This window comes from Streptomyces sp. NPDC091682 (genome assembly GCF_044756625.1).
Taxonomy (GTDB): Bacteria; Actinomycetota; Actinomycetes; order Streptomycetales; family Streptomycetaceae; genus Streptomyces.
Genome location: NZ_JBIVTH010000015.1, coordinates 84,625 through 105,226, shown reverse-complemented (window position 1 = coordinate 105,226; position 20,602 = coordinate 84,625). Strand labels below are relative to the sequence as shown.

The 20,602-nt window shown below is 72.9% G+C and carries 21 protein-coding genes; 13 read left to right on the top strand and 8 right to left on the bottom strand.

Features of this window, described 5'->3' with window-relative positions; genetic code table 11:
* Positions 1 to 3: 3 nt before the first annotated feature.
* On the top strand, positions 4 to 204 hold the full coding sequence (locus ACIQK6_RS30395; RefSeq protein ID WP_329101087.1) for a hypothetical protein: 201 nt from the start codon (positions 4 to 6) through the stop codon (positions 202 to 204).
* 87 nt (positions 205 to 291) lie between these two features.
* On the opposite strand, the gene ACIQK6_RS30390 is transcribed toward ACIQK6_RS30395, so the two are convergent.
* On the bottom strand, positions 292 to 1,062 hold the full coding sequence (locus ACIQK6_RS30390) for a DUF6227 family protein (protein WP_329101089.1): 771 nt from the start codon (positions 1,060 to 1,062) through the stop codon (positions 292 to 294).
* 192 nt (positions 1,063 to 1,254) lie between these two features.
* Here ACIQK6_RS30390 and ACIQK6_RS30385 point away from each other — a divergent pair, with 192 nt between their 5' ends.
* Complete coding sequence (locus ACIQK6_RS30385; RefSeq protein ID WP_329101091.1) at positions 1,255 to 1,896, top strand: vitamin K epoxide reductase family protein; 642 nt, start codon at positions 1,255 to 1,257, stop codon at positions 1,894 to 1,896.
* 115 nt (positions 1,897 to 2,011) lie between these two features.
* Here ACIQK6_RS30385 and ACIQK6_RS30380 read toward each other — a convergent pair whose 3' ends face one another.
* Positions 2,012 to 2,422: a rodlin gene (locus tag ACIQK6_RS30380; RefSeq protein ID WP_202201177.1), complete on the bottom strand. Its 411-nt coding sequence runs from the start codon at positions 2,420 to 2,422 to the stop codon at positions 2,012 to 2,014.
* Between the two features lie 288 nt (positions 2,423 to 2,710).
* On the opposite strand from ACIQK6_RS30380, the gene ACIQK6_RS30375 reads away from it, so the two are divergent.
* Both ACIQK6_RS30375 and ACIQK6_RS30370 read left to right on the top strand, forming a co-directional pair.
* Complete coding sequence (locus tag ACIQK6_RS30375) at positions 2,711 to 3,196, top strand: hypothetical protein (protein WP_329101093.1); 486 nt, start codon at positions 2,711 to 2,713, stop codon at positions 3,194 to 3,196.
* 153 nt (positions 3,197 to 3,349) lie between these two features.
* Positions 3,350 to 3,589: a chaplin gene (locus ACIQK6_RS30370; RefSeq protein ID WP_266595530.1), complete on the top strand. Its 240-nt coding sequence runs from the start codon at positions 3,350 to 3,352 to the stop codon at positions 3,587 to 3,589.
* A gap of 84 nt (positions 3,590 to 3,673) precedes the next feature.
* Here the strand turns inward: ACIQK6_RS30370 and ACIQK6_RS30365 are convergent, their stop codons facing one another.
* The 5 genes from ACIQK6_RS30365 to ACIQK6_RS30345 all read right to left on the bottom strand — a co-directional run bounded on the left by ACIQK6_RS30365 (position 3,674) and on the right by ACIQK6_RS30345 (position 6,630).
* The gene (locus ACIQK6_RS30365; protein WP_329101096.1) at positions 3,674 to 4,018 is read right to left on the bottom strand and encodes a hypothetical protein; all 345 of its coding nucleotides are present in this window, start codon (positions 4,016 to 4,018) and stop codon (positions 3,674 to 3,676) included.
* A 202-nt stretch (positions 4,019 to 4,220) separates the two neighbouring features.
* Complete coding sequence (locus ACIQK6_RS30360) at positions 4,221 to 5,351, bottom strand: chaplin (RefSeq protein WP_329101098.1); 1,131 nt, start codon at positions 5,349 to 5,351, stop codon at positions 4,221 to 4,223.
* A gap of 121 nt (positions 5,352 to 5,472) precedes the next feature.
* Entirely contained in the window at positions 5,473 to 5,706 is a 234-nt protein-coding gene (locus tag ACIQK6_RS30355; RefSeq protein ID WP_329101100.1) for a chaplin, read from the bottom strand.
* Positions 5,707 to 5,958: 252 nt separating this feature from the next.
* Entirely contained in the window at positions 5,959 to 6,369 is a 411-nt protein-coding gene (locus ACIQK6_RS30350; RefSeq protein WP_030386268.1) for a rodlin, read from the bottom strand.
* A gap of 45 nt (positions 6,370 to 6,414) precedes the next feature.
* Positions 6,415 to 6,630: a chaplin family protein gene (locus tag ACIQK6_RS30345; RefSeq protein WP_402695868.1), complete on the bottom strand. Its 216-nt coding sequence runs from the start codon at positions 6,628 to 6,630 to the stop codon at positions 6,415 to 6,417.
* A 174-nt stretch (positions 6,631 to 6,804) separates the two neighbouring features.
* Here ACIQK6_RS30345 and ACIQK6_RS30340 point away from each other — a divergent pair, with 174 nt between their 5' ends.
* From ACIQK6_RS30340 to ACIQK6_RS30300, 9 genes are all read left to right on the top strand, one after another.
* Complete coding sequence (locus ACIQK6_RS30340; RefSeq protein WP_402695866.1) at positions 6,805 to 7,896, top strand: DUF3344 domain-containing protein; 1,092 nt, start codon at positions 6,805 to 6,807, stop codon at positions 7,894 to 7,896.
* 19 nt (positions 7,897 to 7,915) lie between these two features.
* The gene (locus tag ACIQK6_RS30335) at positions 7,916 to 9,112 is read left to right on the top strand and encodes a glycosyltransferase (RefSeq protein ID WP_329101107.1); all 1,197 of its coding nucleotides are present in this window, start codon (positions 7,916 to 7,918) and stop codon (positions 9,110 to 9,112) included.
* Positions 9,109 to 10,629 (top strand): exopolysaccharide biosynthesis polyprenyl glycosylphosphotransferase, encoded by a 1,521-nt coding sequence (locus ACIQK6_RS30330; RefSeq protein ID WP_402695864.1) that lies wholly within the window; start codon positions 9,109 to 9,111, stop codon positions 10,627 to 10,629. Before ACIQK6_RS30335 ends, ACIQK6_RS30330 begins: the two co-directional genes overlap by 4 nt.
* Positions 10,629 to 12,035, top strand: coding sequence for an O-antigen ligase family protein (locus tag ACIQK6_RS30325; protein ID WP_329101109.1), 1,407 nt, complete (start codon positions 10,629 to 10,631; stop codon positions 12,033 to 12,035). Before ACIQK6_RS30330 ends, ACIQK6_RS30325 begins: the two co-directional genes overlap by 1 nt.
* Positions 12,036 to 12,319: 284 nt before the next feature.
* Positions 12,320 to 14,659 (top strand): murein biosynthesis integral membrane protein MurJ, encoded by a 2,340-nt coding sequence (gene murJ / locus ACIQK6_RS30320; protein ID WP_402695862.1) that lies wholly within the window; start codon positions 12,320 to 12,322, stop codon positions 14,657 to 14,659.
* Entirely contained in the window at positions 14,649 to 15,425 is a 777-nt protein-coding gene (locus ACIQK6_RS30315; protein WP_329101113.1) for a polysaccharide deacetylase family protein, read from the top strand. The genes murJ and ACIQK6_RS30315 overlap by 11 nt, the downstream gene beginning before the upstream one ends.
* On the top strand, positions 15,422 to 16,693 hold the full coding sequence (locus ACIQK6_RS30310) for a glycosyltransferase (RefSeq protein WP_402695860.1): 1,272 nt from the start codon (positions 15,422 to 15,424) through the stop codon (positions 16,691 to 16,693). The genes ACIQK6_RS30315 and ACIQK6_RS30310 overlap by 4 nt, the downstream gene beginning before the upstream one ends.
* Positions 16,694 to 16,762: 69 nt before the next feature.
* Positions 16,763 to 17,569 (top strand): lipopolysaccharide biosynthesis protein, encoded by an 807-nt coding sequence (locus ACIQK6_RS30305; RefSeq protein ID WP_402695858.1) that lies wholly within the window; start codon positions 16,763 to 16,765, stop codon positions 17,567 to 17,569.
* Positions 17,566 to 18,708 (top strand): GNAT family N-acetyltransferase, encoded by a 1,143-nt coding sequence (locus ACIQK6_RS30300; RefSeq protein WP_329101119.1) that lies wholly within the window; start codon positions 17,566 to 17,568, stop codon positions 18,706 to 18,708. The genes ACIQK6_RS30305 and ACIQK6_RS30300 overlap by 4 nt, the downstream gene beginning before the upstream one ends.
* 5 nt (positions 18,709 to 18,713) lie before the next feature.
* Here ACIQK6_RS30300 and ACIQK6_RS30295 read toward each other — a convergent pair whose 3' ends face one another.
* Positions 18,714 to 20,315, bottom strand: coding sequence for a glycosyl hydrolase (locus ACIQK6_RS30295; protein WP_402695856.1), 1,602 nt, complete (start codon positions 20,313 to 20,315; stop codon positions 18,714 to 18,716).
* Positions 20,316 to 20,602 lie beyond the last annotated feature (287 nt).

The following is a 20,602-nucleotide window of genomic DNA, read 5'->3' as shown; positions in this document are numbered from 1 at the left end:
GCAATGAATTCCCTCAAGGGCTTGGGGGTCTGCGCGGTGCTTGGGGCCATCGCCTTCGCGCTGACCAAAGTGGAGGACATGGATCAACTTATTCTCGGCGCCAGCATCGGGATCGTCACCCTGACGCTGATCGGCTACATGGCATCCGTTCGGCGCAGTCGCAGGGACCGCCGCGTTGCCAATGGGTCGTCCGCGCGGAGTTGAATCATTCCCTCCGGTTTTCGGAACGGTCCGTCGAATTCCCTGGCGGGCCGTTCTGCGCATCCGGACCCTCGCTCCGTCCGGCCCGCCTCACCGCACCCGGGCACGCAGTTCCATCGCTCCGCGCGCGGCCGCCTCGCTCTCGTACACCTCGCACATGTGCTGCCCGTCGGGCGTTGCCGTGTGCTCGACCTCCCACAGGCTGACCTCTGTCCCGTCCAGCAGGACGAAGGCGTGTTCGTACAGGCTGAAGCCCGCCCCCCGCCCGTCCGCGAGGCACTGCCGCGTGCCGAACACCTGCGTGATCTGGTGCGCGTACGCCGCCCGCAGCAGCGTCGCCACCTGCTCGCCCGGCCGGTCGGCGTTCTCCGCACGGCGCAGCACCCGTCGGGCGTGGTCGGCGGATTCCTCCACCGCGTACTCCCGGTGTCGCCGCACCGGGGCCGGGGTCGCGTACAGCGCGCTCAGCAGGGCCATGCCGCCCTCCGGCTCGTCCTCGCCCGGCACCAGCACCGGATCCGGGGATGCCCCGGCCGGCGCCTCACCGAACAGCCGGGTCACGGCCAGGCAGATCTCAGCCTTGCTCGCGAAGACCTCGTGCCGGACGGTCCGGTCGCCCTCCAGACGGTAGGTCAGCTCCCACAGCGAGACCGAACCGCCGTCGGTCAGCAGATAAGTGTGCCGGTGGGTCTCCCGCCAGATGCCCGCCTCCGGGCTGTGGTGGGTGGTGTAGAGCGAAGAGCTGTGGGCGAGCGCCGTGCCGAGGCGCTCGACCAGCCGGTCCGGCAGGTCGAAGGAGTTGAGGGCGCGGCCGAGGAGTCGTTCGAGGTGCGCCTCGGTTGTCTCGTACGGATCGCTCAAGGTGGGTCTCCAGGCCGTCGCAGCTTGTCACTTTGCGGAAGCTCAACGTAACCCCTGGTTCTGACATCACGTCCGGGGTTCGGTAAAACGTCCGGGAAGCATCGGAGGTTCCCGCCACACCTTCAGGTCAACTTGCGTATGGATGGGCATGGTTGGGCCCGGTCTGAGGTGAAGCGCGGGACTATGGGCCACATGGCAACGAATACAGTGGGCCTTCCGCGTCAGCAGGTGCGGCCCCGCAGTGGACACGAGGGCGAACGGAACGCCGCGCCGAGGGGGTTGGCCTGGCTGCTGGCCGTCACCGGGGCGGCCGGGCTGCTGGCCTCGTGGGTGATCACCCTCGACAAGTTCCTCCTGCTGGAGGACCCAGACTTCAAGCCCGCGTGCAGTCTCAACCCGGTCGTCTCCTGCGGCAGCGTGATGGCGAGCGAGCAGGCGGCGGCCTTCGGCTTTCCCAATCCGATGTTGGGGCTCGTCGCGTACGCCGTCGTCGTCTGCGTCGGCGCGGGTTTGTTGGCCGGCGCCCGCTACCACGGCTGGTTCTGGCTCGGACTGAACGCCGGCACGTTGTTCGGCGTCGGCTTCTGCAGCTGGCTGATGGTCCAGTCGCTCTACGAGATCAACGCGCTCTGCCTGTGGTGCTGTCTGGCCTGGGTCGCGACCCTGCTGATGTTCTGGGCGGTCACCGCGCACAACGTCCGTACGCGCACCCTGCTCGCCCCCGGCCCGCTGCGGGTCTTCTTCACCGAATTCGGCTGGGCCCCGCCGGCCCTGCACATCGGAGTGATCGGCATGTTGGTCCTCACCCGCTGGTGGGACTTCTGGACCGGCTGACCGCCTGGGGCGGAACGCGAAGAGGGCCCCGGCGGCTGGACGCCGCCGGGGCCCTCTTCGTTCACTCCACAGGCTCAGCGGCCCGCGATCACCCGAAGGGCGGAGGATCCGGAGATCAGCTGCCGCTCGAGAGGTTGCCCGAGAGGACCGGGATGTTGTCGAGGATGTGCGAGAGCGGCTCGTCGCCCTTGGCCTGGGTGGAGTTCTCGGTGCACTGCTGGTTCTGCGGGTTGGACAGGACGTTGATGTCCTGGACACCGATGTTGAGCGCGGCGATCAGCGACTGGGCGTTGACCTTCGCCGGCAGGCCGATGCAGGGCTTGTTGAGGGTGCCCTGGACCAGGCTGAGCTGCGGGCTCATGTCGCCGTGGGTCTTCTGGTTGCCGTAGATCTGCTGGGCACCGTTGCCGTTGACGGTGTTGACCCCGTTGTCGTTGCCGATGGCCATGGCCGGGGCCGCGGCGGCAGCGCCCGCGCCGATCGCAACGGCGGAGACCGCGGCGGCGGTCATGAACTTCTTGAACATCTTGTTCCTTCTGTCGCACGAGTGCCCGCTGATGGAGCGCCCTGGTCAACTGCCCGACCAGGGGGTTGGTTCCGCTGCTTCACTCAAACGGCCCGTGCGTGTCGAGGATTTCCCCGGCCCGGGTGAGTGGGCTCCGGACGCCTGCGCGAAGTCCGTACGCAGCCAGCAACGTCCGGGGCTCCGGTTGCGCTCCGTGCGGCGCGTTCGCACGGTGGGTGAGGAAGCGGACCGTTCGGGTCCACTTCTCGTGTCCCCATCGCTCGTGTCCCCACCGCGTAAGGAACATCCATGCACCGCACGAAGCCGTCCCGCGCCCGCCTCCTCGTTCCGTCGGCCCTCGCCGTCGTCATACTGTCCGGCGCGGCCGCCCCTGCGGGTGCCGCGGAGGGCGACGGCTCCGCGGCCCTCACCGAACGCGTGGCCTCCGTCCAGCAGCAGGTCAAGAAGATCGAGCGGCGCGCGGCGGCCGCCGGTCCCATCGACGACCTCCTGGCGGGCCTCACCAAGACCCTCGAAGGCCTTCTCGCGACGGTCGGGGGTCTGCTGCCCGACGGGGTGACGCTGCCGCCGATCGAGTTGCCGAAGCTGCCGGAGATCAAGCTTCCCGAGCTTCCCGACGTGTCCGGCCTCATCCCCAAGCTGCCGCCGGTGGAAGTGCCGCCGGTCGACGGGCTGGTGCCGGAGCTGCCCGCGGTCCCCGAGGCCCCGCCGCTCCCCGAGCTTCCCGTGACCCCGACGGTCCCCGAGGTCCCGGCCCTTCCTGCCGTCCCGTAGGAGCGGTTGCGGACCGACCCCGTCGGATGGTTACGACGGTTGAGCCGAATAGGTCTCATCGTGCGCGTGGCCGTGTCGTCTGGGAAGCTGGACCGTTTCGCTCGGTGTGAGCCCCGGTTCGGGGCAGAACATCGAACAGAAGGTGCACTTCCCATGAACTCTGCCAAGAAGGCCGCCCTGGTCCTGGCCACCGCTGGTCTCGCTGCGGCCGGTGCCGCCGGCTCCGCCGCCGCCGACTCGTCGGCCGAGGGTGCGGCCGTGGGTTCCCCCGGCGTTCTCTCCGGCAACCTGGCCCAGGTGCCGGTGCACGTTCCGGTCAACGTCTGCGGCAACAGCGTGAACATCGTCGGCCTGCTGAACCCGGCGTTCGGCAACGTCTGCGTCAACAACTGACGTCGGCCGAACGACCGACTGTGGGCGCCCCGGCCTCGCCGGTGGCGCCCACAGTCGTGTCGGCGGGTGTTCAGCCGGGTCGGTTCACTGGCCGCCGTTGAGCTTCACGCCGCCGAGCATGGGGGACGCCTGGGTGGCGTTGTTCGCGAGGCCGAGCACGGTGCCGGGCACGTCGTTGCGGACCTTGTTCACCTTCTGTGCGGTACCCACGACCTTGTTGAGGGTGTCCCCTTGCTCGGCCAGCCCGTTGCCCACGGTCTGCGGCAGCGACTCGGAGACGGGCCCGATGGAGTTCAGCGTCTCGGTCACCCCGCCGGTCAGGCTCATGGGGGGCATCGCGGCCGTGGTCTCGGCGGCGAAGGCGGTGGTGGAGGCACCGAGCGCGGCGACGGAGCCGGCGACGACAGCGGCGACCTTCGTGAACTTCATTATCGAAATCCTCTTCTTTCGTGGACAGACGCTTCAGCGGCGACCGTCGCGCCACTTTCGCATTGGGTAACGATTACCCGCCGCTGCGGAAACGCGAACGCCCGCGCGGATAGGGGCGGGGCATGACAGCGACCGGGGAATCCGACGAGGGATTCTCCGGCCGCTACTTATTCTGATTACCCGGTATTACCGGTACGGCCGGTCAGGAGACGCGCGACCGCCGGTACAGAATGGCGCCGCCCAGGATCAGGGCGCTGGCGAGAGCCGCAGCGGCCGCGGGCTGGCCCGCGCCCGTATCGGCGAGCACCGGCCCGGTCACGTGCGCCGGAGCGGGGGCCGGCGGCTCGACGGGTGCAGGCCCCGGGGCGGGGGTCGGGGCCGGCGGGGCCGTCACCGGAGGGAGGACGACGGGGACGTCACCGCCGGGAGCGGCCGGCGGCTGGTCCGCGGGCGGTACGACCTCGGGCGCGGGCGCCGGAGCCGGGTACTCCACGGGCAGCCTGCCGTGCGGCGGCCCGGACACGGGGGCCGGCAGCGTGTGCGGAGCCTCCCCGACCGGTGCGGGGGCGGGCGCCGGGGCGGGAAGCGTGTGCGGGGCCTCCTCGGCCGGGGGCTGCGGCGCGGGGGGTGCCGGCGGAGCCTCGGGCAGCGGCGCGGGCGCCTCCTGGACCGGCTCCGGGGTGGGCAGCGGGACCGGGTGTTCCTCCACCGGTTCCGGCTTGGGGTGCGGCCGCTCGGGCGCGGGCGGAGCGTGGTGCGCCGGTGGGGGCGGCGACGACTCGGGGTGGTCGTCGCACTCCTTCTCGCCGCGCTGCTCACCGGGGCCGTGGCCGCCGTCGTGGCGCGGCTCCTCCTGGCGCGGCTTCGCGTGCCGCGGCCCGTCCGGCCGGGGCTGCTCGGGCCGGGTTCGCTCCTGTCGGGGCTGCTCGGGACCGCCCGCGTGGCGCGGCGACCCGTGGCGCTGCTCCGGCACCGCGTGCCGGCCCTCGCGCTCGTCGAGGTAGCGCTCGAAGGCCCGGGCGTGCTCGGGGCTGAGGTAGCGCCCGTAGTCGTGGCCGTCACCGGTGTGCGCACCGGTGTCGGTGACGCACGTGTTTCCCATCGCAGGGTTGAGCGCAGCACCGCCGTCCACGCTGTTGCCGCACACGTTCGGTGCGAAGGTGATCGGTACCGAGACGCTGTTGCCGGCCAGCACGCCCGGCGAATGCGAGGCCTCGGCGCTCGCTCCGTGGTGCGCGTAGGCCGCGCCAGTCGCGATCGACAACAGGCTCGACGCGGCTGCCGCCGTGAGCATCCCCTTGCCCAGTACCTGTCGGCTCAGTACCTGTCGCATGGGTCCTTCCCTGTCTACCGGCGCCACGGCCGGTGTGGAATCGGAGGCGGCCCCGGAGTGCACCGCCGTGCACTCCGGGGCCGCACCGAGGAGGCTTGCCCTCGCGGGCACGAGCGCTTCGTCAGGCGTTGACGCAGGTGTTGCCGAACGCCGGGTTCAGCAGCGCGATGACGTTCACGGTGTTGCCGCAGACGTTGACCGGGACGTGCACCGGGACCTGGAGCAGGTTGCCGGACAGGACGCCGGGGGAACCCACGGCCGCACCCTCGGCGGCCGCGTCGGCCATGGCGGGGGAGGCGGCACCGGCGAGCATGAGAGCGCCGGCGGCCAGCACCACTGCCTTCTTGTACGTCATTTTGATTTCTTTCCTTCCCGCAGGGGCGTGTCCACTGCAGAATTAACAACGAGCGGTTCGAGAAAAAGAAACCGCACATTTTCGGCGGTCGGTCGGTAATTCACTCCGATGCTCGACCCCATGTGCGGGTCGAATTATCGGCGCCGGTCGATTCGTATCGACAATTCCGTGGCCCGGGGCGTCCCCGGCCCCATATGCGGCGAGGCCGCCGCGACCCGGTGGGTGCGACGGCCTCGCTGGCATGGGCCTCGGTCAGCTGCCGTTCGAGACGTTGCCGGAGAGGATCGGGATGTTGTCCAGGATGTGCGAGAGGGCCTCGTCGCCCTTGGCCTGGGTGGAGTTCTCGGTGCACTGCTGGTTCTGCGGGCTGGACAGGACGGGGATGTCCTGGACGCCGACGTTGACCAGGGCCAGCACGGACTGCACGTTGGCCTTCGCGGGGAGGGCGATGCAGGGCTTGTTGAAGGATCCCTGGATCAGAGCCATCTGCGGGCTCATGTTGCCGTAGGTGGCCTGGTTGCCGTAGATCTGCGCGGCGCCGTTGCCCTGGACCGTGTTGACGCCGTTGTCGTTCCCGATCGCCATCGCCTGCGGCGCCATGGCGGCGCCGATGCCCACGACCGAGGCGGCAACCGCGGCCGAGGCCATCATCTTCTTGATCATTGTCGTCCCTTTTTTGCAGGATTGCCCGGTAGTGGAGCACCCGGATCAACGCCGCGGCCCCGGTTCGGGTTGCGTGGCTTCACCCGGATGCAGGCGTTTCGGGCAGCGCGGTTGACGGCTCGGCGCTGACGCGGCCGGTGTCGAGCGGGGGTTCGGCAGGGTGACCGCGCTCACCGCGGGGCCGCAGGAGCTCACCGGGACGTCGGCGGGCGCCCGGAGCGGGGCGTCGCTCGAGGCGCCGGGGGACCCGCCGGTCTCCATCTCTGCATTTCCTTTCGGTTCGAACAATGGTGCACCCCATAACGACCCGCCCGTTGCGAGGGTGCGTGCTATCGCCCAAAAGGCCGTACGAGCGAGTCCGGCGTGATTTCCAGCCCGATTTCTGCCAAAGTTCACTCCTGTTTTGTCCCCCTGATCGAAAATGGAGACAGGGTCATGGGTTCCTCCCGCAGAATCCTCGGCGCGCTCGGTCTGCTGTCCTGCCTGACCCTTTCCGTGAACGCCCAGATGGCGGGGGCGGCGGCTCCTGCTCCCAAGGAGCTGCCCCGGGTTCCCTTCACCCAGCGTTACCAGGCCGTGCAGCACGGCGGGCTGGTGCGCGCCTCCAACTCCGGCATCAGCTGTCGCGCGGAGCGGTCCCCGCAGGTCGAGCCGTGCGCTGAGGTCAAGAAGGGTGCGGCGGGGGTCAACAGCGACTTCGAGATGTTCTACAGCGAGGTCGACAAGGACCCGGACACCTACAACTCCACCCGGGCCGAGCTCAAGGTCCCGCACGGCGCGAAGGTCTCGTACGCGCGCCTCTACTGGGGCGGGAACCTGCGGGTGGGCGAGCAGAAGCCGCCGCAGGACAACGGTCGGGTGCTGGTCGCCGAGCCCGGCGGCGCGTACAAGGAGGTGCTCGCCGACACGGTGATGGGCCACCGCACGGACGCGGGCAGCGATGCCTACCAGGCCTCCGCCGATGTGACCCCGCTCGTCCGCAAGGGCGGTGCCGGCCTGTGGACGGTGGCCCAGCTCAACATCGCGATGGGCCATTCCAAGGTGGGGGCCTGGGGCGGCTGGACGCTGGTCGTCGCCTACGAGCACCCGCAGGAGCCCGTGCGCCGGATCTCGCTGTGGGACGGCTTCGAGTCGATCGCCGCGCGCGCCGGTGGCGCGGTCGTCGAGATCGAGGGGCTGGACGCGCCGACCGGCTCGGCGGGCCGGGTCGGGGTGGTCGGGTACGACGGGGACCGGGGCGCCCTCGGGGATTCACTCAACGTGACGGCTGACGGCGGCCGCGGGGTGAACCTCAGCGATGGAAAAAATCCTTTTAATGATGTTATGAATTCCACGATCACGGAATTCGGCGCTCAATCGTTCGTGCGACAGCCCGAACATATGAATAATCTCGGATATGACGCGGACGTGTTCGACCTGAGTCCCGCCCTGTCCGGTGGTGCCCGCAATCTGAGCTTCAGGTTCACGGGCGAAAGTCAGGGTCATTTCCTCGGTGTGCTCTTCGTTCAGACAGACGCGCGCCGCTGAACGTAGGAGACCGCTCCACGTGCCCAGTCAACCTCGGGCGGCACAGCCCACGACCGTCCTCCACCTCGTACAACCCGTCGACGGCGGTGTGGCCAGGGTCGTCACCGACCTGGTCCGCGCGCAGACCGCCGAAGGGCTGCGCACCGTCGTCGGGTGTCCGCCCAGCGGCACGCTCGGCGACGCCGCCCGGGCCGCCGGAGCCGAGGTGCTCACCTGGCGCGCCGGGCGGGCCCCCGGACCCGGACTGCCCGCCGAGATCATCGGCGCCCGGCAGGTCCTCCACCGGGTACGGCCCGACCTCCTGCACGCCCACAGCGCCAAGGCCGGCCTGGCCGGCCGGCTCGCCGCACGCGGGAGCCTGCCCACCGTCTTCCAGCCCCACGCATGGTCCTTCGACGCGGTCGGCGGGGCCACCGGCGCGCTCGCGCTGCGCTGGGAGCGGTACGGGGCCCGCTGGGCCGACCGGGTGCTCTGCGTCAGCGACGCCGAACGGCGCGCGGGCGAGACCGAGGGGATCACCGCCCGCTGGTCGGTGATCCGCAACGGCGTGGACCTGGACCACTTCCGTCCCGGCGGACCGGACCCCGACCGCGACAGGGCCCTGGCCCGCGCCGAACTACCGCTGCCCGCCGACTTCCCGGCCGACGGGCCGCTCGCCGTGTGCGTGGGCCGCATCTGCCCCCAGAAGGGGCAGGACATCCTGCTGCGGGCCTGGCCGCAACTGCTCGCCACCGTCCCCGGAGCCCGCCTCGCCCTCGTCGGGGACGGCCCCGACACGGAACGGCTGCGCCGCATCGCCGCGCCGTCCGGTACCAGCGTGCACTTCGCGGGCGCCGCCGCCGACATCCGACCGTGGCTTCGGGCCGCCGATCTCGTTGTACTGCCGTCGCGGTGGGAAGGCATGGCGCTCGCCCCGCTCGAAGCGATGGCCTGTGGCCGCCCGGTCCTGGTCTCCGACGTCAGCGGTGCCAGGGAGAGCCTGCCGCCGGGCCAGGGACGCCTGTGTCTGGTGCCGCCGGAGGACCCGACGGCCCTGGCCGAGGCCCTGGGCCGGCTGCTCGCCCAGCCGCGGCTGCTAGCCGAACTCGGGGAGCAGGCCCGGCAGCACGCCCGGACCGACTTCGACGTGCGGCGGACCACGGACGCGGTCACCGGCCTGTACCACGAACTGCTGGGCAGGCCCCGGCCCTTGAACCAGGAGCGCATCAGCCGATGACGATGGACAGCGCACCCGCCCGGCACACCGGGCAGAACGGCACGGGGCCCGCCGGCGGAGGCGCACTCGCGCCCGTGCACCCCGCGGCGGCCCGCCGTTCGGCGACCGCCATCCACCCCCCGCGCGGGCCCAGGGCCGACCAGGCCCGCTTCGCCCTGCGCCCCCGGCGCGTCCACCGGCGCGGCCGGGCGCTCCCGCTGTTCACCGCCGACGCACTGGCCGCCGTGGTCACCGCGACGACCCTGCCCGCGGTGGCGCCGCCCGTCCTGTCCGTGGCCCCCGTCCTGCTCGCCGCGCTGCACGCGCAGGCCGGGCTCTACCGGCCGCGGCTCGCCCCCTCCGCCCTCCTCGAACTGCCCGTGCTGGCCGGACGCTCCGCCGTCCTGTGGTGCTCGGTCGCCGCCGTCACCGCCGCCGCCGACCCGGCCCGGGCCATGGGCTGGAGCGCGCTGCTCACCGCCGTCTGCCTGCAGGTCGTACTGGCGTGCGCGGGCCGCGGCCTCGTCAACGAGCTCCAGCGCCGCGCGGCCGTACGCCGCCCCGCCTCCGCCCTCGTCGTCGGACCCGGCGCCGGGGCGAGCGCGGTGGCCGCCGCCCTGCACGGCCGCCCCGAATTCGGGCTGCGCCCGGTCGGGCTCGCAGACACGGCGGCGCCCGCCGAGGGCGCCGGCGGCGCCCTGCCGCTGCTCGCCACCCACGAGGACATCCGGCGCGCGGTCATCCAGAACTCCGTCGGGCACGCGGTGTTCACCAGACCGCCGGAGGCCGACGAGCGCACCGCCTCCCTGGTCCGGCTCTTCCACGACCACGGTTGCCGGCTGTGGCTCGCCGACCCGGCCGGCACCGCCAAGGTCACCGGCATGCGGCTGCCGCACCCCGCCGACCAGCTCTGGGGGTACTCCGTGCAGCCGCTGCTGCCGCGCCCGACCCGGCCGCTGGAACGCTGGGCCAAGCGGGGCATCGACACCGTGCTCGCCCTGATCGCGCTGGTCGCCGCCGCGCCCGTGATGGGGGCGTGCGCGCTGGCCGTACGGGTCTGGGACGGGCCGGGGGTGATCTTCCGGCAGGAACGGGTCGGCCTCTACGGGCGCCCCTTCACCCTGCTGAAGTTCCGCACCCTGCGCGCCGACGCGCACGAGGCCGCCACCCGCTGGACGGTGGCGGGCGACCGCGGGATGAGTCCTGTCGGGTCCTTCCTGCGCAAGTCCTCGCTGGACGAGCTGCCGCAGCTGTGGAACGTCGTACGCGGTGACATGGCCCTGGTCGGTCCCCGACCCGAACGGCCCTTCTTCGTGGCCAAGTTCTCCACCGTCCACCCGGGCTACGAGGCCCGGCACCGGATGCCCGTCGGCATCACCGGCCTCGCCCAGATCAACGGCTTGCGCGGGGACACCTCCATCGAGGACCGGGCCCGCTTCGACAACCACTACATCGACACCTGGTCGCTGTGGCAGGACCTGTGGATCCTCGCCCGCACCGCGGCCTCCTTCTTCCGCTTCCGGCTGGGGGGCAGCTGATGAGCCTCGCCGTACCGGGCCGGCTGGTCCGGCCGGACGTGCCGGGTCCGGTGCGCCGGCACTGGCCGCTGCTGCCGCTCGCCGCGACCGTGCTGTTCCTGCTCGCCCCGCTCCCGGCGGGGGACGCCACCGCCTCCGGGAAGGTCGGCCCGGCCGACGCCGCCTCACTGCTGCTGGTCCTCGTCTGTGCGGTGCAGGCGCTGCGCGGCCGGGTGCGGACGCTGCCCCCGCTGGGCGTGCTCGTGCTCGGGGCGCCCGCCGTGGGCCTGGCGGTCGCGACGATGACCGCGGGCGACCCGTACGCCGCCCTGCCGGGCTTCGTGCGCTACCTGCAGGTCTTCGTCCTGGTCCCGGCGGCCGTGGTGCTCCTGGTGCAGGGCGCCGCGGAGTTCCGGCTGGCCGCCGGGTGCTTCGTGGTCCTGGCGCTGGTGCAGGGCGCGGTGGGGGTCGTGCAGTACGCCACCCACACCGGGGCCTCGTACCAGGGCGAGGACGTCCGGGCCGTCGGCACCTTCGGCCCCGGTGACGTCATGGGCATGGCCACCGTCGTGGCGTACGGGCTGATCGTGGCGACCGCCGCAGGGCTCGCCCCGGGGCTGCCGCGGCGCCTGCGGCGGATCGCGGGCGGCTGCGCGCTGGCGCTGGTGCTCCCGCTGGTGCTGTCCTTCAGCCGGGGCGCGTGGATCGCCACCGTCGGCGCGGCGGTGCTGGTGATGGCGCTGGCCGGGATCCGGCGGGCCCTGAAGGTGGTCGCCGCGCTCGCCGCCGCCGGGGTGGTCCTGGTCGGCGGGTTCGGGGTCGGCTCGGAGATGGTCGCCGAACGGTTGACCTCCATCACCCAGGTGTCCAGCGCCCCCGACCAGTCGGTGACCGACCGCTACACGATGTGGGCCGCCGCCGAATCGATGTGGCGCGACCGGCCGGCGGTGGGGGTGGGGCTCAAGGGCTTCCCGGCCCACCGGGACGGGCACGCCTCGCTGGGCCTGTCCTCCGGCAGCGACACCGCGGGCGCCGGTCAGGCGTACCTGCGCCAGCCGCTGCTCTCCCCGCACAACATGTACCTGCTGATCCTGAGCGAGCAGGGCCTGATCGGGCTGATCGCACTCGTCGGCGGCTGGGCGGCCCTGCTGGTCGCGGGGCTGCGCCGGCTCGCCTCCGCCTCCGGCGCCGGAGGCGGCGCGGGCGCGAAGGCGCGGGACTGCGGGCTGATCGCGATCGGGCTGTTCGTGTGGCAGTTGACCGACTTCCTCTACGCGGACATCGGTGGGCCGTCCACGGTGCTGACCGGAGTCGTCATCGGCCTGGCCGCCTGGTGGGCGCTGCCCTCCCGGGGGGCGGCGGATCCCGAGGCGTCCGGCGGTGCGGTTTCACGGGGTAGGGCCCCCGGGGTTGCGGCTCGCCCGTGACGGACACCACGCCTTGGCGGCCCGCCTCCGGCTCCCCGGCCGGGGCGGGCCACGCCCGTGTCCCGAACGTTCCCGCCTCCGGCCCGTCGCGCGTCCCCGCGGACCCCGGCTTCGCCGGCCGCGCCCGCAACGCGCCCCTGCCCGTGCGGTCCGCCGGAGGGACCGATCCGGTCGGCCCTCCCGGCGCGGCTGGGTACTCACGCAGTGCGGCCGTGACCGTGGGGCCCGTCAAGGTCGCCGGCGGGTCGGGCCCGGCGGACCCCGGGTACCCGAGGAGCAGGCCCGTGGCCGTACGGCCCGCCGGAGCGGAGGACCCGGCCGGGTCCCGGGGCACAGCTGCCGCCGGGGACCCGGGATCCGTCGCCGCGTCGGCCGCCCCGGGGTTCGTTGCCGGAGGGCTCCCGGGCGGCAGTCCGAGTACGCGCAGGGCCGCCGCGTTCGGCTCCGCCGGATACCCGGGCGGGGCCTCGGGCCGACACAGCGTGCGGGTGGCCGCGAGCGGCTTCGGCGAACTCCCCGAGGCCAGGGCGGGCCAGGCCGGCCGCGCGGCCGTGCTTTCCCCCACCCCCGGCGGCAGCCAGACGGCGCCTGCCGGGAGTCGGCTGCGCCAGTCCCGCCCCGCGGGCGGGCTCGCTGCCGCCCCCGGCGGGAGCCAAGCCGTGGGCGAGTCCTTCGTCCCGGCCGTCCCCGCCGGGAGGGGCCGGCTGCGCCGGGCCCGCCGTGCGGGTGGGCTCTCCGCCACCCCCAGCGGGATCCTGGCGCCCGAGTCCGCCGCCCCGGGCGGGAGCCAAGCCACGGGCGAGCCCGGCGCCAGCGTCCCCGCCGGGAGGGTTCGGCCGCGCCGGGCCCGTCGCGGGGGCGGGCGCTCTGGCACCCCGGGCGCGAGCCGGGCTGCCGAGGCCACCACCTCTGGCCGGGGCCAAGGATCAGAGTCGGTCACCCCCAGCGGGAGCGACCCCGGCGGGGGCCGGGCGTCAGAGTCGGTCATCCCGAGCGGGAGCGGCCCCGGCGGGGGGCAGCCGCTCGGGCGGTTCCTGGCCAAGGCCGCCGCGGTCACCGCCGGACTGACCGCAGCCGGGGCGGTGTTCGGGCTGGTGCGCGACCAGAGCATCGCGCACCTCTTCGGGGCCGGGCACGACAGCGACGCCTTCCTGATCGCCTGGACCGTGCCCGAGATGGCCTCGACGCTGCTGATCGAGGACGCCATGGCGCTGCTGATGGTGCCCGCCTTCAGTCACGCCCTGGCCCACCGGGCCGCCGGCCGGGCCAGGCTCACCCGTAGGGAGGCCCGCGCGCAGGACCCCGTACGGCTCCTGGTGGGGGCGACCCTGCCGCGGCTCGTCGTGCTGCTGGCCGCCGTCGCCGCCCTGCTCATCGTGGCCGCGCCCGCCGTCGTCGCCGTACTCGCCCCCGGACTGCCCGACCCCGCACTGGCCGTCGAGTGCACCCGGCTCACCGCGCTCACCGTGCTCTCCTTCGGCATCGCCGGATACTTCAGTGCCGCGCTGCGGGCCCACAGGTCCTTCCTTCCGCCCGCCGCGATCTACGTCTCGTACAACGTCGGCATCATCGGCACGATGGTGGCCCTGCACACCCTGTGGGGCGTCCGGGCCGCCGCTGCGGGCGTCGCGGTCGGCGGGTTCCTGATGGTGCTCGTGCAACTGCCCGCCTTCGTACGGAACGTGGGCTTCGGCCCGCCCCGCGCGAAGCGGGCCGCTCCGCGCGACCAGCGCGACCGGGACCGGGACCGCCCCACCCTCATCGCCTTCGGGGTCATCGCCCCCGTGATCTTCTTCGCGGTCTTCCGGCAGTCGCAGGTGCTCGTCGAGAGGTTCCTGGCCGCCTCGCTCCCGCCCGGGGCGATCTCCCACCTCAACTACGCGCAGAAGGTCGCGCAGATGCCGATGGTGCTCTCGCTGATGATCTGCACCGTCACCTTCCCCGTCGTCGCCCAGGCCATGGCCGGGGGCGAGCGGGAGAAGGCCCGGCGGCGGGTGGAGCAGGACCTCGCGCTGGCCTCGCTGGCCGTCCTGATGGGCACCGCACTCGTCATCGGCTACGCGCCCCAGATCATCCAGGTCCTCTTCGAACGCGGCGCCTTCACCCACGAGGACACCCTCGCCACCGCCTCCGTCATGCGGGTCTACGGACTCGGACTCCTCGGCCACTGCCTCGTCGGCGCACTGTCCCGGCCCTTCTTCTCGACCGCCCGGCCCACCTGGTTCCCGGCGTTCGCGATGGGTGCCGGACTGCTCGTCAACATCGTGGCCGGAGCCTTCGCCGTCGGCTGGTGGGGCACCTACGGCATCGCCGCCGCCAACGCCGCCGGCATCACCACCACCGCCGTCATGCTGCTCACCGGCCTCGGCTCCCGGATCATCGCCATCCAGGTCCGCCGGGTCGCCGCCAGCATCGGCAAGCTCGGCGTCGCCGCCGTCGCCGCGGCCGCCCTCGGCTGGATCGCCGGCCCGAAGATCCCCGACCCGATGCTCAGCGCCGCCCTCGGCTGCCTGCTGGTCCCGGCCATGTTCGGAGCCACCGGCATGGCCATGCGCGCCCTCGAAGTCACCGCCCTGCCCGGTCAGATCTCCCAGCTCACCCAGAGGTTCCGCAATGTCCGCTGACACCGACACGGCCTCCGCCGCCGTGCTGGTCCCCACCCGCCGGACCGCTTCGCCGTGGGTCCTGATGTACCACTCGGTCGCCGAATTCACCGACCCCTCGGAGGACCCGTACGGAATCACCGTCACCCCGCTCGCCCTGGAGGCCCAACTGCTGTGGCTGCGCTCCCGCGGCCTGCGCGGGGTGTCCGTCGGCGAACTGCTGCGGGCCCGCGCGGCCGGCCGCGGAGCCGGGCTGGTCGGGCTGACCTTCGACGACGGGTACACCGACTTCCTGACGCACGCGCTCCCCCTGCTGAGCCGCTACGACTGCACCGCCACCCTCTTCGTGCTGCCGGGGCGGCTCGGCGTGGACAACGTGTGGGACCCGCTGGGCCCGCGCAAGTCCCTGCTCACCGCCGAGGGCATCCGCGAAGTTGCCGACGCCGGACAGGAAATCGGCTCGCACGGGCTGCTCCACCAGGACCTCCCCGCGACCGCGGACGACGTGCTCCAGCAGGAACTGCGGGGCAGCCGCGACCTGTTGCGCGAGCTGACCGGCACCCTGCCCGAGGGGTTCTGCTACCCGTACGGGCACCTCGACGCCCGGGTCGTCGACGCCACCCGGGCCGCCGGTTACGGCTACGCCTGCGCCATCGACCCCGGCCGGCTCGCCGGCCCGCACGCACTGCCGCGCACGCACGTCAGCCAGGCCGACGGCGGTGCCCGGCTGCGGATCAAGCAGTTCCGCCACCAGGTGCGCGAGCTGCGGCGCGGGGTGCAGCGATGAAGGCGATGCAGTCGGTCAAGGCACTGCACATCATCACCGGGCTCGGCGTCGGCGGCGCCGAACAGCAACTGCGACTGCTGCTGCGCCACATGCCGATGCAGTGCGACGTGCTGACGCTGACCAACCCCGGGCCGGTGGCCGAGGGGCTGCGCGCCGACGGGGTCCGGGTCGTCCACCTGGGCATGCGGGGCAACCGGGACCTGGGGGCGCTGCCCCGGCTGGTGCGGTTCATCCGGCGCGGCCGGTACGACCTCGTGCACACGCACCTGTACCGGGCCTGCGTCTACGGGCGCCTCGCGGCCCGGCTCGCGGGCACCGGAGCGACCGTGGCCACCGAACACTCCCTCGGCGAGGGCGAGATCGAGGGCAGGCCGCTCTCCGGCGGGGTGCGCACGCTGTACCTGGCCAGTGAACGCCTGGGTGCGGCCACCGTGGCCGTCTCTGACACCGTGGCCGCCCGGCTGGAGGGGTGGGGGGTGCCGGCCGCGCGGGTGCACGTCGTACCGAACGGGATCGAGGCCGTCCGCTTCCGCTTCGACGAGGGCGTCCGGCAGGCCACCCGGGCCCGCACCGGGCTGCCCGAGCGGGCCTTCGTGGTCGGCGGGGTCGGCCGGCTGGTCCCCGGCAAGCGGTTCGACGCCCTGGTGCGGGCCGTGGCCGCGCTGCCGGGGGCGCACCTGCTGCTGGCCGGGGACGGGCCGGAGCGTGCGGGGCTGCGTCGGCTCGCCGCCGAGCTCGGCGCGCAGAGCCGGATCCACCTGCTGGGGGAGCGGGACCCGCTGGGCGACAGCGCGGACGGCCGCACCCCGGGCATTCCGGCCCTGCTGGCCGCGATGGACGTCTTCGTCTCCCCGTCGCGGGAAGAGGCCTTCGGACTCGCCGTCGTGGAAGCCCTGGCCGCCGGACTCCCCGTCCTACACGTGACCTGTCCGGCCATCGACGACCTGCCCGCCGCGCAGGCCCCCGGGGCCCGGCGCATCGGCACCGGCACGGAGGAGCTCGTCGCGGCGCTGCGGGGCCACATGGAGGCGGGTGCCCGCCGGCTGCCCCCGCCGGCGGTGGTCCGCCGCTACGACATCGCCCGCAGCGCGCGGCAGCTGCTGGACGTGTACGACCTCGCCCTCTCGGCCGCGCCGGGCGCCGCCGGGACGGCCCGGGGCCGTGCCGCCGCCGACCCGGCGCCCGGCGCCACCGGCGGCGCAGCCGTCGTCGGCGCCCGGCGCGAGCCGGTCGGGCCCGGACCTGCGGAGTCGACCGGCACCGGCTGATCCCCCCTGCCCGAAGGGGTCCCGAAGGCCCCGAAGGAACCCCCCTCCACTCAGGAAGCGAGCACGTCCATGGCCGACACGGCCGAGCAGAACCCCGAGAAGAAGACCGAGAAGAAGACCGAGAAGAAGACCGAGAAGAGGTCCGAGAGCAGGTCCGAGCGGAAGGCGGACCACCGATCCGAGCGCAGGCCGCGCCGCCGGAAGGCGTCGCCGCCGCTGTGGTGGCCGCTGCCCGCCTGCGCCCTGCTGGGGCTGGCCGCGGGCGGGGCGTACGGGGTGTTCAAGGCCCCCGAGTACGCCGCCACCAGCTATGTCGTCGCCGTACCCGACGACACCACCGAGCCGGCCACCGCCCTCGGCTTCGCGCAGGCCTACGCCCGCATTGCGACCAGCAGTTCCACCCTCGCCTACGCCCAGCCGCGGGCCGGCGTCACCGCGGCGAAGCTGCGTACCCACGTAAGGGCCGAGACCTCCCCCGAGTCCCCGATGATCGCCGTCACGGGTACCTCCAAGAGCCCCGCCGAGGCCGCCGACATCGCGAACGCGGTCGCCGACGCACTGTCCCTGAACAGCAATCAGGCCGCCAAGAACACCGGTGTCCAGCTGCTCCTCTTCAACCAGGCGGTCGCCCCGTCCGAGCCCTCCTCCCCGTCCGCTGCCATCAGCGGTGCCGTCGGGACGTGCGCCGGCGGACTGCTGGGCGGACTGTGGCTGCTCGCCCGGCCGGGCCGCGCACGGCGTTCCGAGGACGGCGCGGCCGGGTCCGCGGTCGAGTCCCCGGTGGAGACGGCCGGCGGGTCCCCGGTCGAGGAGTACGCGTCGCTGCCCGCCCAGGGTGAGCCGGCCTCGACCAAGGAGAAGGAGTCCGTTCGATGAGTTCGGGCTCCGCCGGGACCCTGTCGGTGACGCTGTGCCGCGACCCCCGGCAGTTCGCCGCGCTGGAGGAGCCCTGGAACAGGCTCTTCCGCGGCTGCCCCACCGCCACCCCCTTCCAGAGCCACGCCTGGCTCCACTCCTGGTGGCTGTCGTACGGCAAGGACGGCCGGCTCCGGATCGTCCTCGTCCGGCGCGGCGAGGAGCTGGTCGGCGCGGCCGCGTTGATGCTCGTGCACCGGCCGATGCCCCTGCTGGTTCCGATCGGCGGACCCATCACCGACTACTTCGACGTGCTCGTGGCCGCGGAGTACGCCGACCAGGTCGTCCCGGCGCTGGCCCGCGGGCTGCACCGGGCCGCCCGCGGCGCGGTCGTGGACCTGCGGGAGGTACGTCCCGGGGCCGCCGCCGAGGAGTTGTACCGGCAGTGGCCCGGGGTCTCCAGCGTGCTCGTCGACTCCACGTGCATGGAGCTGCCGACGCTGCCGTTCGACGAACTGGTCAAGCGGATGCCGGCCTCCGGCGCCCAACGGGTGCGGGCCAAGCTGCGCAAGACCGACGCGGCCGGGATCGAGGAGCACGAGGTCACCGAGCAGGAAGTGCCGCGCGCCGTACGGACCCTGCTGCGGCTGCACGAGAAGCAGTGGCGCGGCCGCGGGGTGACGCCCGAGCACCTGCGGCCCCGCTTCGCCGAACACCTGACCCGGGCCACCCGGCGGATGGTGCGGGCCGGCGAGAGCCGGCTGACGGAGTTCCGGCTGGACGGCAAGGTGGTGGCGGCCAACGTCACGCTGTTGTCGTCCGGGCTCAGCGGCGGCTACCTGTACGGGGCCGACCCCGACCTGCGGACGCGGAAGGTGGACGTCGCGACGCTGCTGCTGCGCTACGAGGCCGGGCGGGCGCTCGCCGAGGGCCGGCCGGTGGTGAGCTTCCTGCGCGGCAACGAGCCGTACAAGAACCACTGGCGGCCCGAAACGGTCGTCAACCGGCGCTTCCTGCTGTCCACGGCGGCGCTCGCGCCCCTGCTGCGCGTACACGAGTCGCAGATCACGGGGCGCGAACGGGCGGTGGACGTACTGCGGGAGGCACTGCCGGCCGCCAGGGACTGGCGGTCGCGGCTGGGCGAACTGCGGGTGCGATGACCCGTCTAGAAGGGCCAGAGGCCGGATTCCCCGCCGAAGTCCAGCTTGATGCAGACCGACTGCTTGCCGACCAGCTTGGAGAGCCACTCGCCGAAGTTGAGCGGCACGCACCAGTGCTTGCTGTTGACCGGCGGCGGTGTGGGCTGCGGCAGGGGCTTCGGCGTGAGCGGGCTCGGGACGACGGGGCTCGGGGTGACCGGCGAGGGCGCCGGGACCTGGGGCGTCGGGACCGCGGGCGAGGGCCGGGGGGTGGGCTCGGGGTCGGGTTCGGGGACCTCGGGTGTCGGGACGAGCGGGCTGGGAGTGACCGGCAGCGGGACCGCCGGGCTCGGAGTGACCGGCGCCGGGACGAGCGGGCTCGGGGCGACCGGCGTGGGCGTCGGGACCTGGGGTGTGGGGACCTCGGGCTTCGGGACCTGGGGTGTGGGGACCACCGGCGTCGGTACCACCGGCGTGGGGGTGGGGATCTCCGGCGTCGGGGCCTGAGGTGTGGGCACCTGAGGTGTGGGCACCTGGGGGGTCGGCACCTGCGGGGTCGGCACGACCGGCGTGGGCACCACGGGGGTCGGCACCACCGGGGTCGGCACCACGGGCGTGGGCACCACCGGGGTCGGGACCACCGGACCGGGCCGCTCGGGCGTCAGCGCGTCGCGGAAGGCCTTGGAGGACTCCGGGTTCTGCTTGCACTGCCACACGCCGTGCGGACAGTAGTCGGTGATGGTGTGGTAGAGCGGCTTGTGCTCCGCGATCCACTTCAACATGCGACGCACGTACTCCGGATTGTCCCCGCGCCGGAACAGCCCCCACTCCGGGTAGGAGATCGACTTGCCGTGTGCTTTCGCGAATTCGACCTGGTGTTGGAGTCCGTACGGCTGGGTGATCTGGTCGTCGAAGGTCTGGCCGGGACCTTGGTCGTACGAATCCATACCGACGACGTCCACCACGTCGTCGCCCGGGTAGCACTTGGTCCAGCCGATCGCGTCCACCCCCCTGTTCGGGGCGAAGTCGAACGTGAACTCCTGCCCGGGTACGGCACGCATCGCGGTGACGATGCGCTTCCAGTACACCTTCCAGTTCTCCGGGTCCGGTGCGCACCGGTGGGTGTACGTGACGCCGTTCATCTCCCAGCCGAGCACGATCACCGTGTCCGGGACGCCGAGCTCCACCAGCCGCTCGGCGAGCCGCTGGAAGTGCCGGTCGTACTGGCCCTCCGCGCCCGCCCTGATCAGCTGGGCCACCTGGTGGTCGGGCACCCGGTCCTCGTTCCGTTCCTGCATGGGCACGTTGAGGACGAACATCCGGTCGTCCTCGGCCCGGCGCCACTCGGCCCAGTGCTCCAGGAACGAGACCCTGCCCTCGATGCCGGCCCACTTGTCGCCGGGGAGGTAGGTGTGCCCGACCCGGATGTTCTTGCCGCCCAACCAGCTCGACAGGTACGGGATCCGGGCCACCCCGGGCGGCCCGTAGTCGAGATAGGCGCCCATGGCGATGTCCGAGCCCTCGGGCCGGTCCTTCTCCGGTGTTGCGAGCGCGGCGCCGGTGGCCAGCAGTCCGGCCGTGACCGTACCGATGCAGGTGCTCGCCAGTCGGCGGCGTGGTCTGGGCATGGCGTCTCCCGAGCTTTCCCGAATCGGTGTGCTGTCCGAAGACGTTAGGCATCAGATCTGACGAATGGCCTGTTCGGTGACTGGCCGCGTAGGCCATTCGCAGGTGCGCACCACCCCCGCTTGGTCCGACTAGGTGAAAGACGCCGTTCCATGCCCGCGTATCTCAGCCATGTGCCCGCAGTAGTGCTCAGACTCGATCGGAATCCGTTCCACCACGGAACCCTCGGCGCCGTCAGATCCCTTGGCCGCAAGGGCGTGGAGGTCCATGCCGTCGTCGAGGCCGGGGG

Coding starts and splice junctions, on each gene's coding strand:
- ACIQK6_RS30325 (WP_329101109.1), top strand. CDS start 10,629: ATGAGCCTCGCCGTACCGGGCCGGCTGGTCCGGCCGGACGTGCCGGGT.
- ACIQK6_RS30350 (WP_030386268.1), bottom strand. CDS start 6,369: ATGATCAAGAAGATGATGGCCTCGGCCGCGGTTGCCGCCTCGGTCGTG.
- ACIQK6_RS30355 (WP_329101100.1), bottom strand. CDS start 5,706: ATGACGTACAAGAAGGCAGTGGTGCTGGCCGCCGGCGCTCTCATGCTC.
- ACIQK6_RS30360 (WP_329101098.1), bottom strand. CDS start 5,351: ATGCGACAGGTACTGAGCCGACAGGTACTGGGCAAGGGGATGCTCACG.
- ACIQK6_RS30340 (WP_402695866.1), top strand. CDS start 6,805: ATGGGTTCCTCCCGCAGAATCCTCGGCGCGCTCGGTCTGCTGTCCTGC.
- ACIQK6_RS30345 (WP_402695868.1), bottom strand. CDS start 6,630: ATGGAGACCGGCGGGTCCCCCGGCGCCTCGAGCGACGCCCCGCTCCGG.
- ACIQK6_RS30370 (WP_266595530.1), top strand. CDS start 3,350: ATGAACTCTGCCAAGAAGGCCGCCCTGGTCCTGGCCACCGCTGGTCTC.
- ACIQK6_RS30315 (WP_329101113.1), top strand. CDS start 14,649: ATGTCCGCTGACACCGACACGGCCTCCGCCGCCGTGCTGGTCCCCACC.
- ACIQK6_RS30305 (WP_402695858.1), top strand. CDS start 16,763: ATGGCCGACACGGCCGAGCAGAACCCCGAGAAGAAGACCGAGAAGAAG.
- ACIQK6_RS30365 (WP_329101096.1), bottom strand. CDS start 4,018: ATGAAGTTCACGAAGGTCGCCGCTGTCGTCGCCGGCTCCGTCGCCGCG.
- ACIQK6_RS30380 (WP_202201177.1), bottom strand. CDS start 2,422: ATGTTCAAGAAGTTCATGACCGCCGCCGCGGTCTCCGCCGTTGCGATC.
- ACIQK6_RS30310 (WP_402695860.1), top strand. CDS start 15,422: ATGAAGGCGATGCAGTCGGTCAAGGCACTGCACATCATCACCGGGCTC.
- ACIQK6_RS30385 (WP_329101091.1), top strand. CDS start 1,255: ATGGCAACGAATACAGTGGGCCTTCCGCGTCAGCAGGTGCGGCCCCGC.
- ACIQK6_RS30295 (WP_402695856.1), bottom strand. CDS start 20,315: ATGCCCAGACCACGCCGCCGACTGGCGAGCACCTGCATCGGTACGGTC.
- ACIQK6_RS30395 (WP_329101087.1), top strand. CDS start 4: ATGAATTCCCTCAAGGGCTTGGGGGTCTGCGCGGTGCTTGGGGCCATC.
- ACIQK6_RS30330 (WP_402695864.1), top strand. CDS start 9,109: ATGACGATGGACAGCGCACCCGCCCGGCACACCGGGCAGAACGGCACG.
- ACIQK6_RS30375 (WP_329101093.1), top strand. CDS start 2,711: ATGCACCGCACGAAGCCGTCCCGCGCCCGCCTCCTCGTTCCGTCGGCC.
- ACIQK6_RS30300 (WP_329101119.1), top strand. CDS start 17,566: ATGAGTTCGGGCTCCGCCGGGACCCTGTCGGTGACGCTGTGCCGCGAC.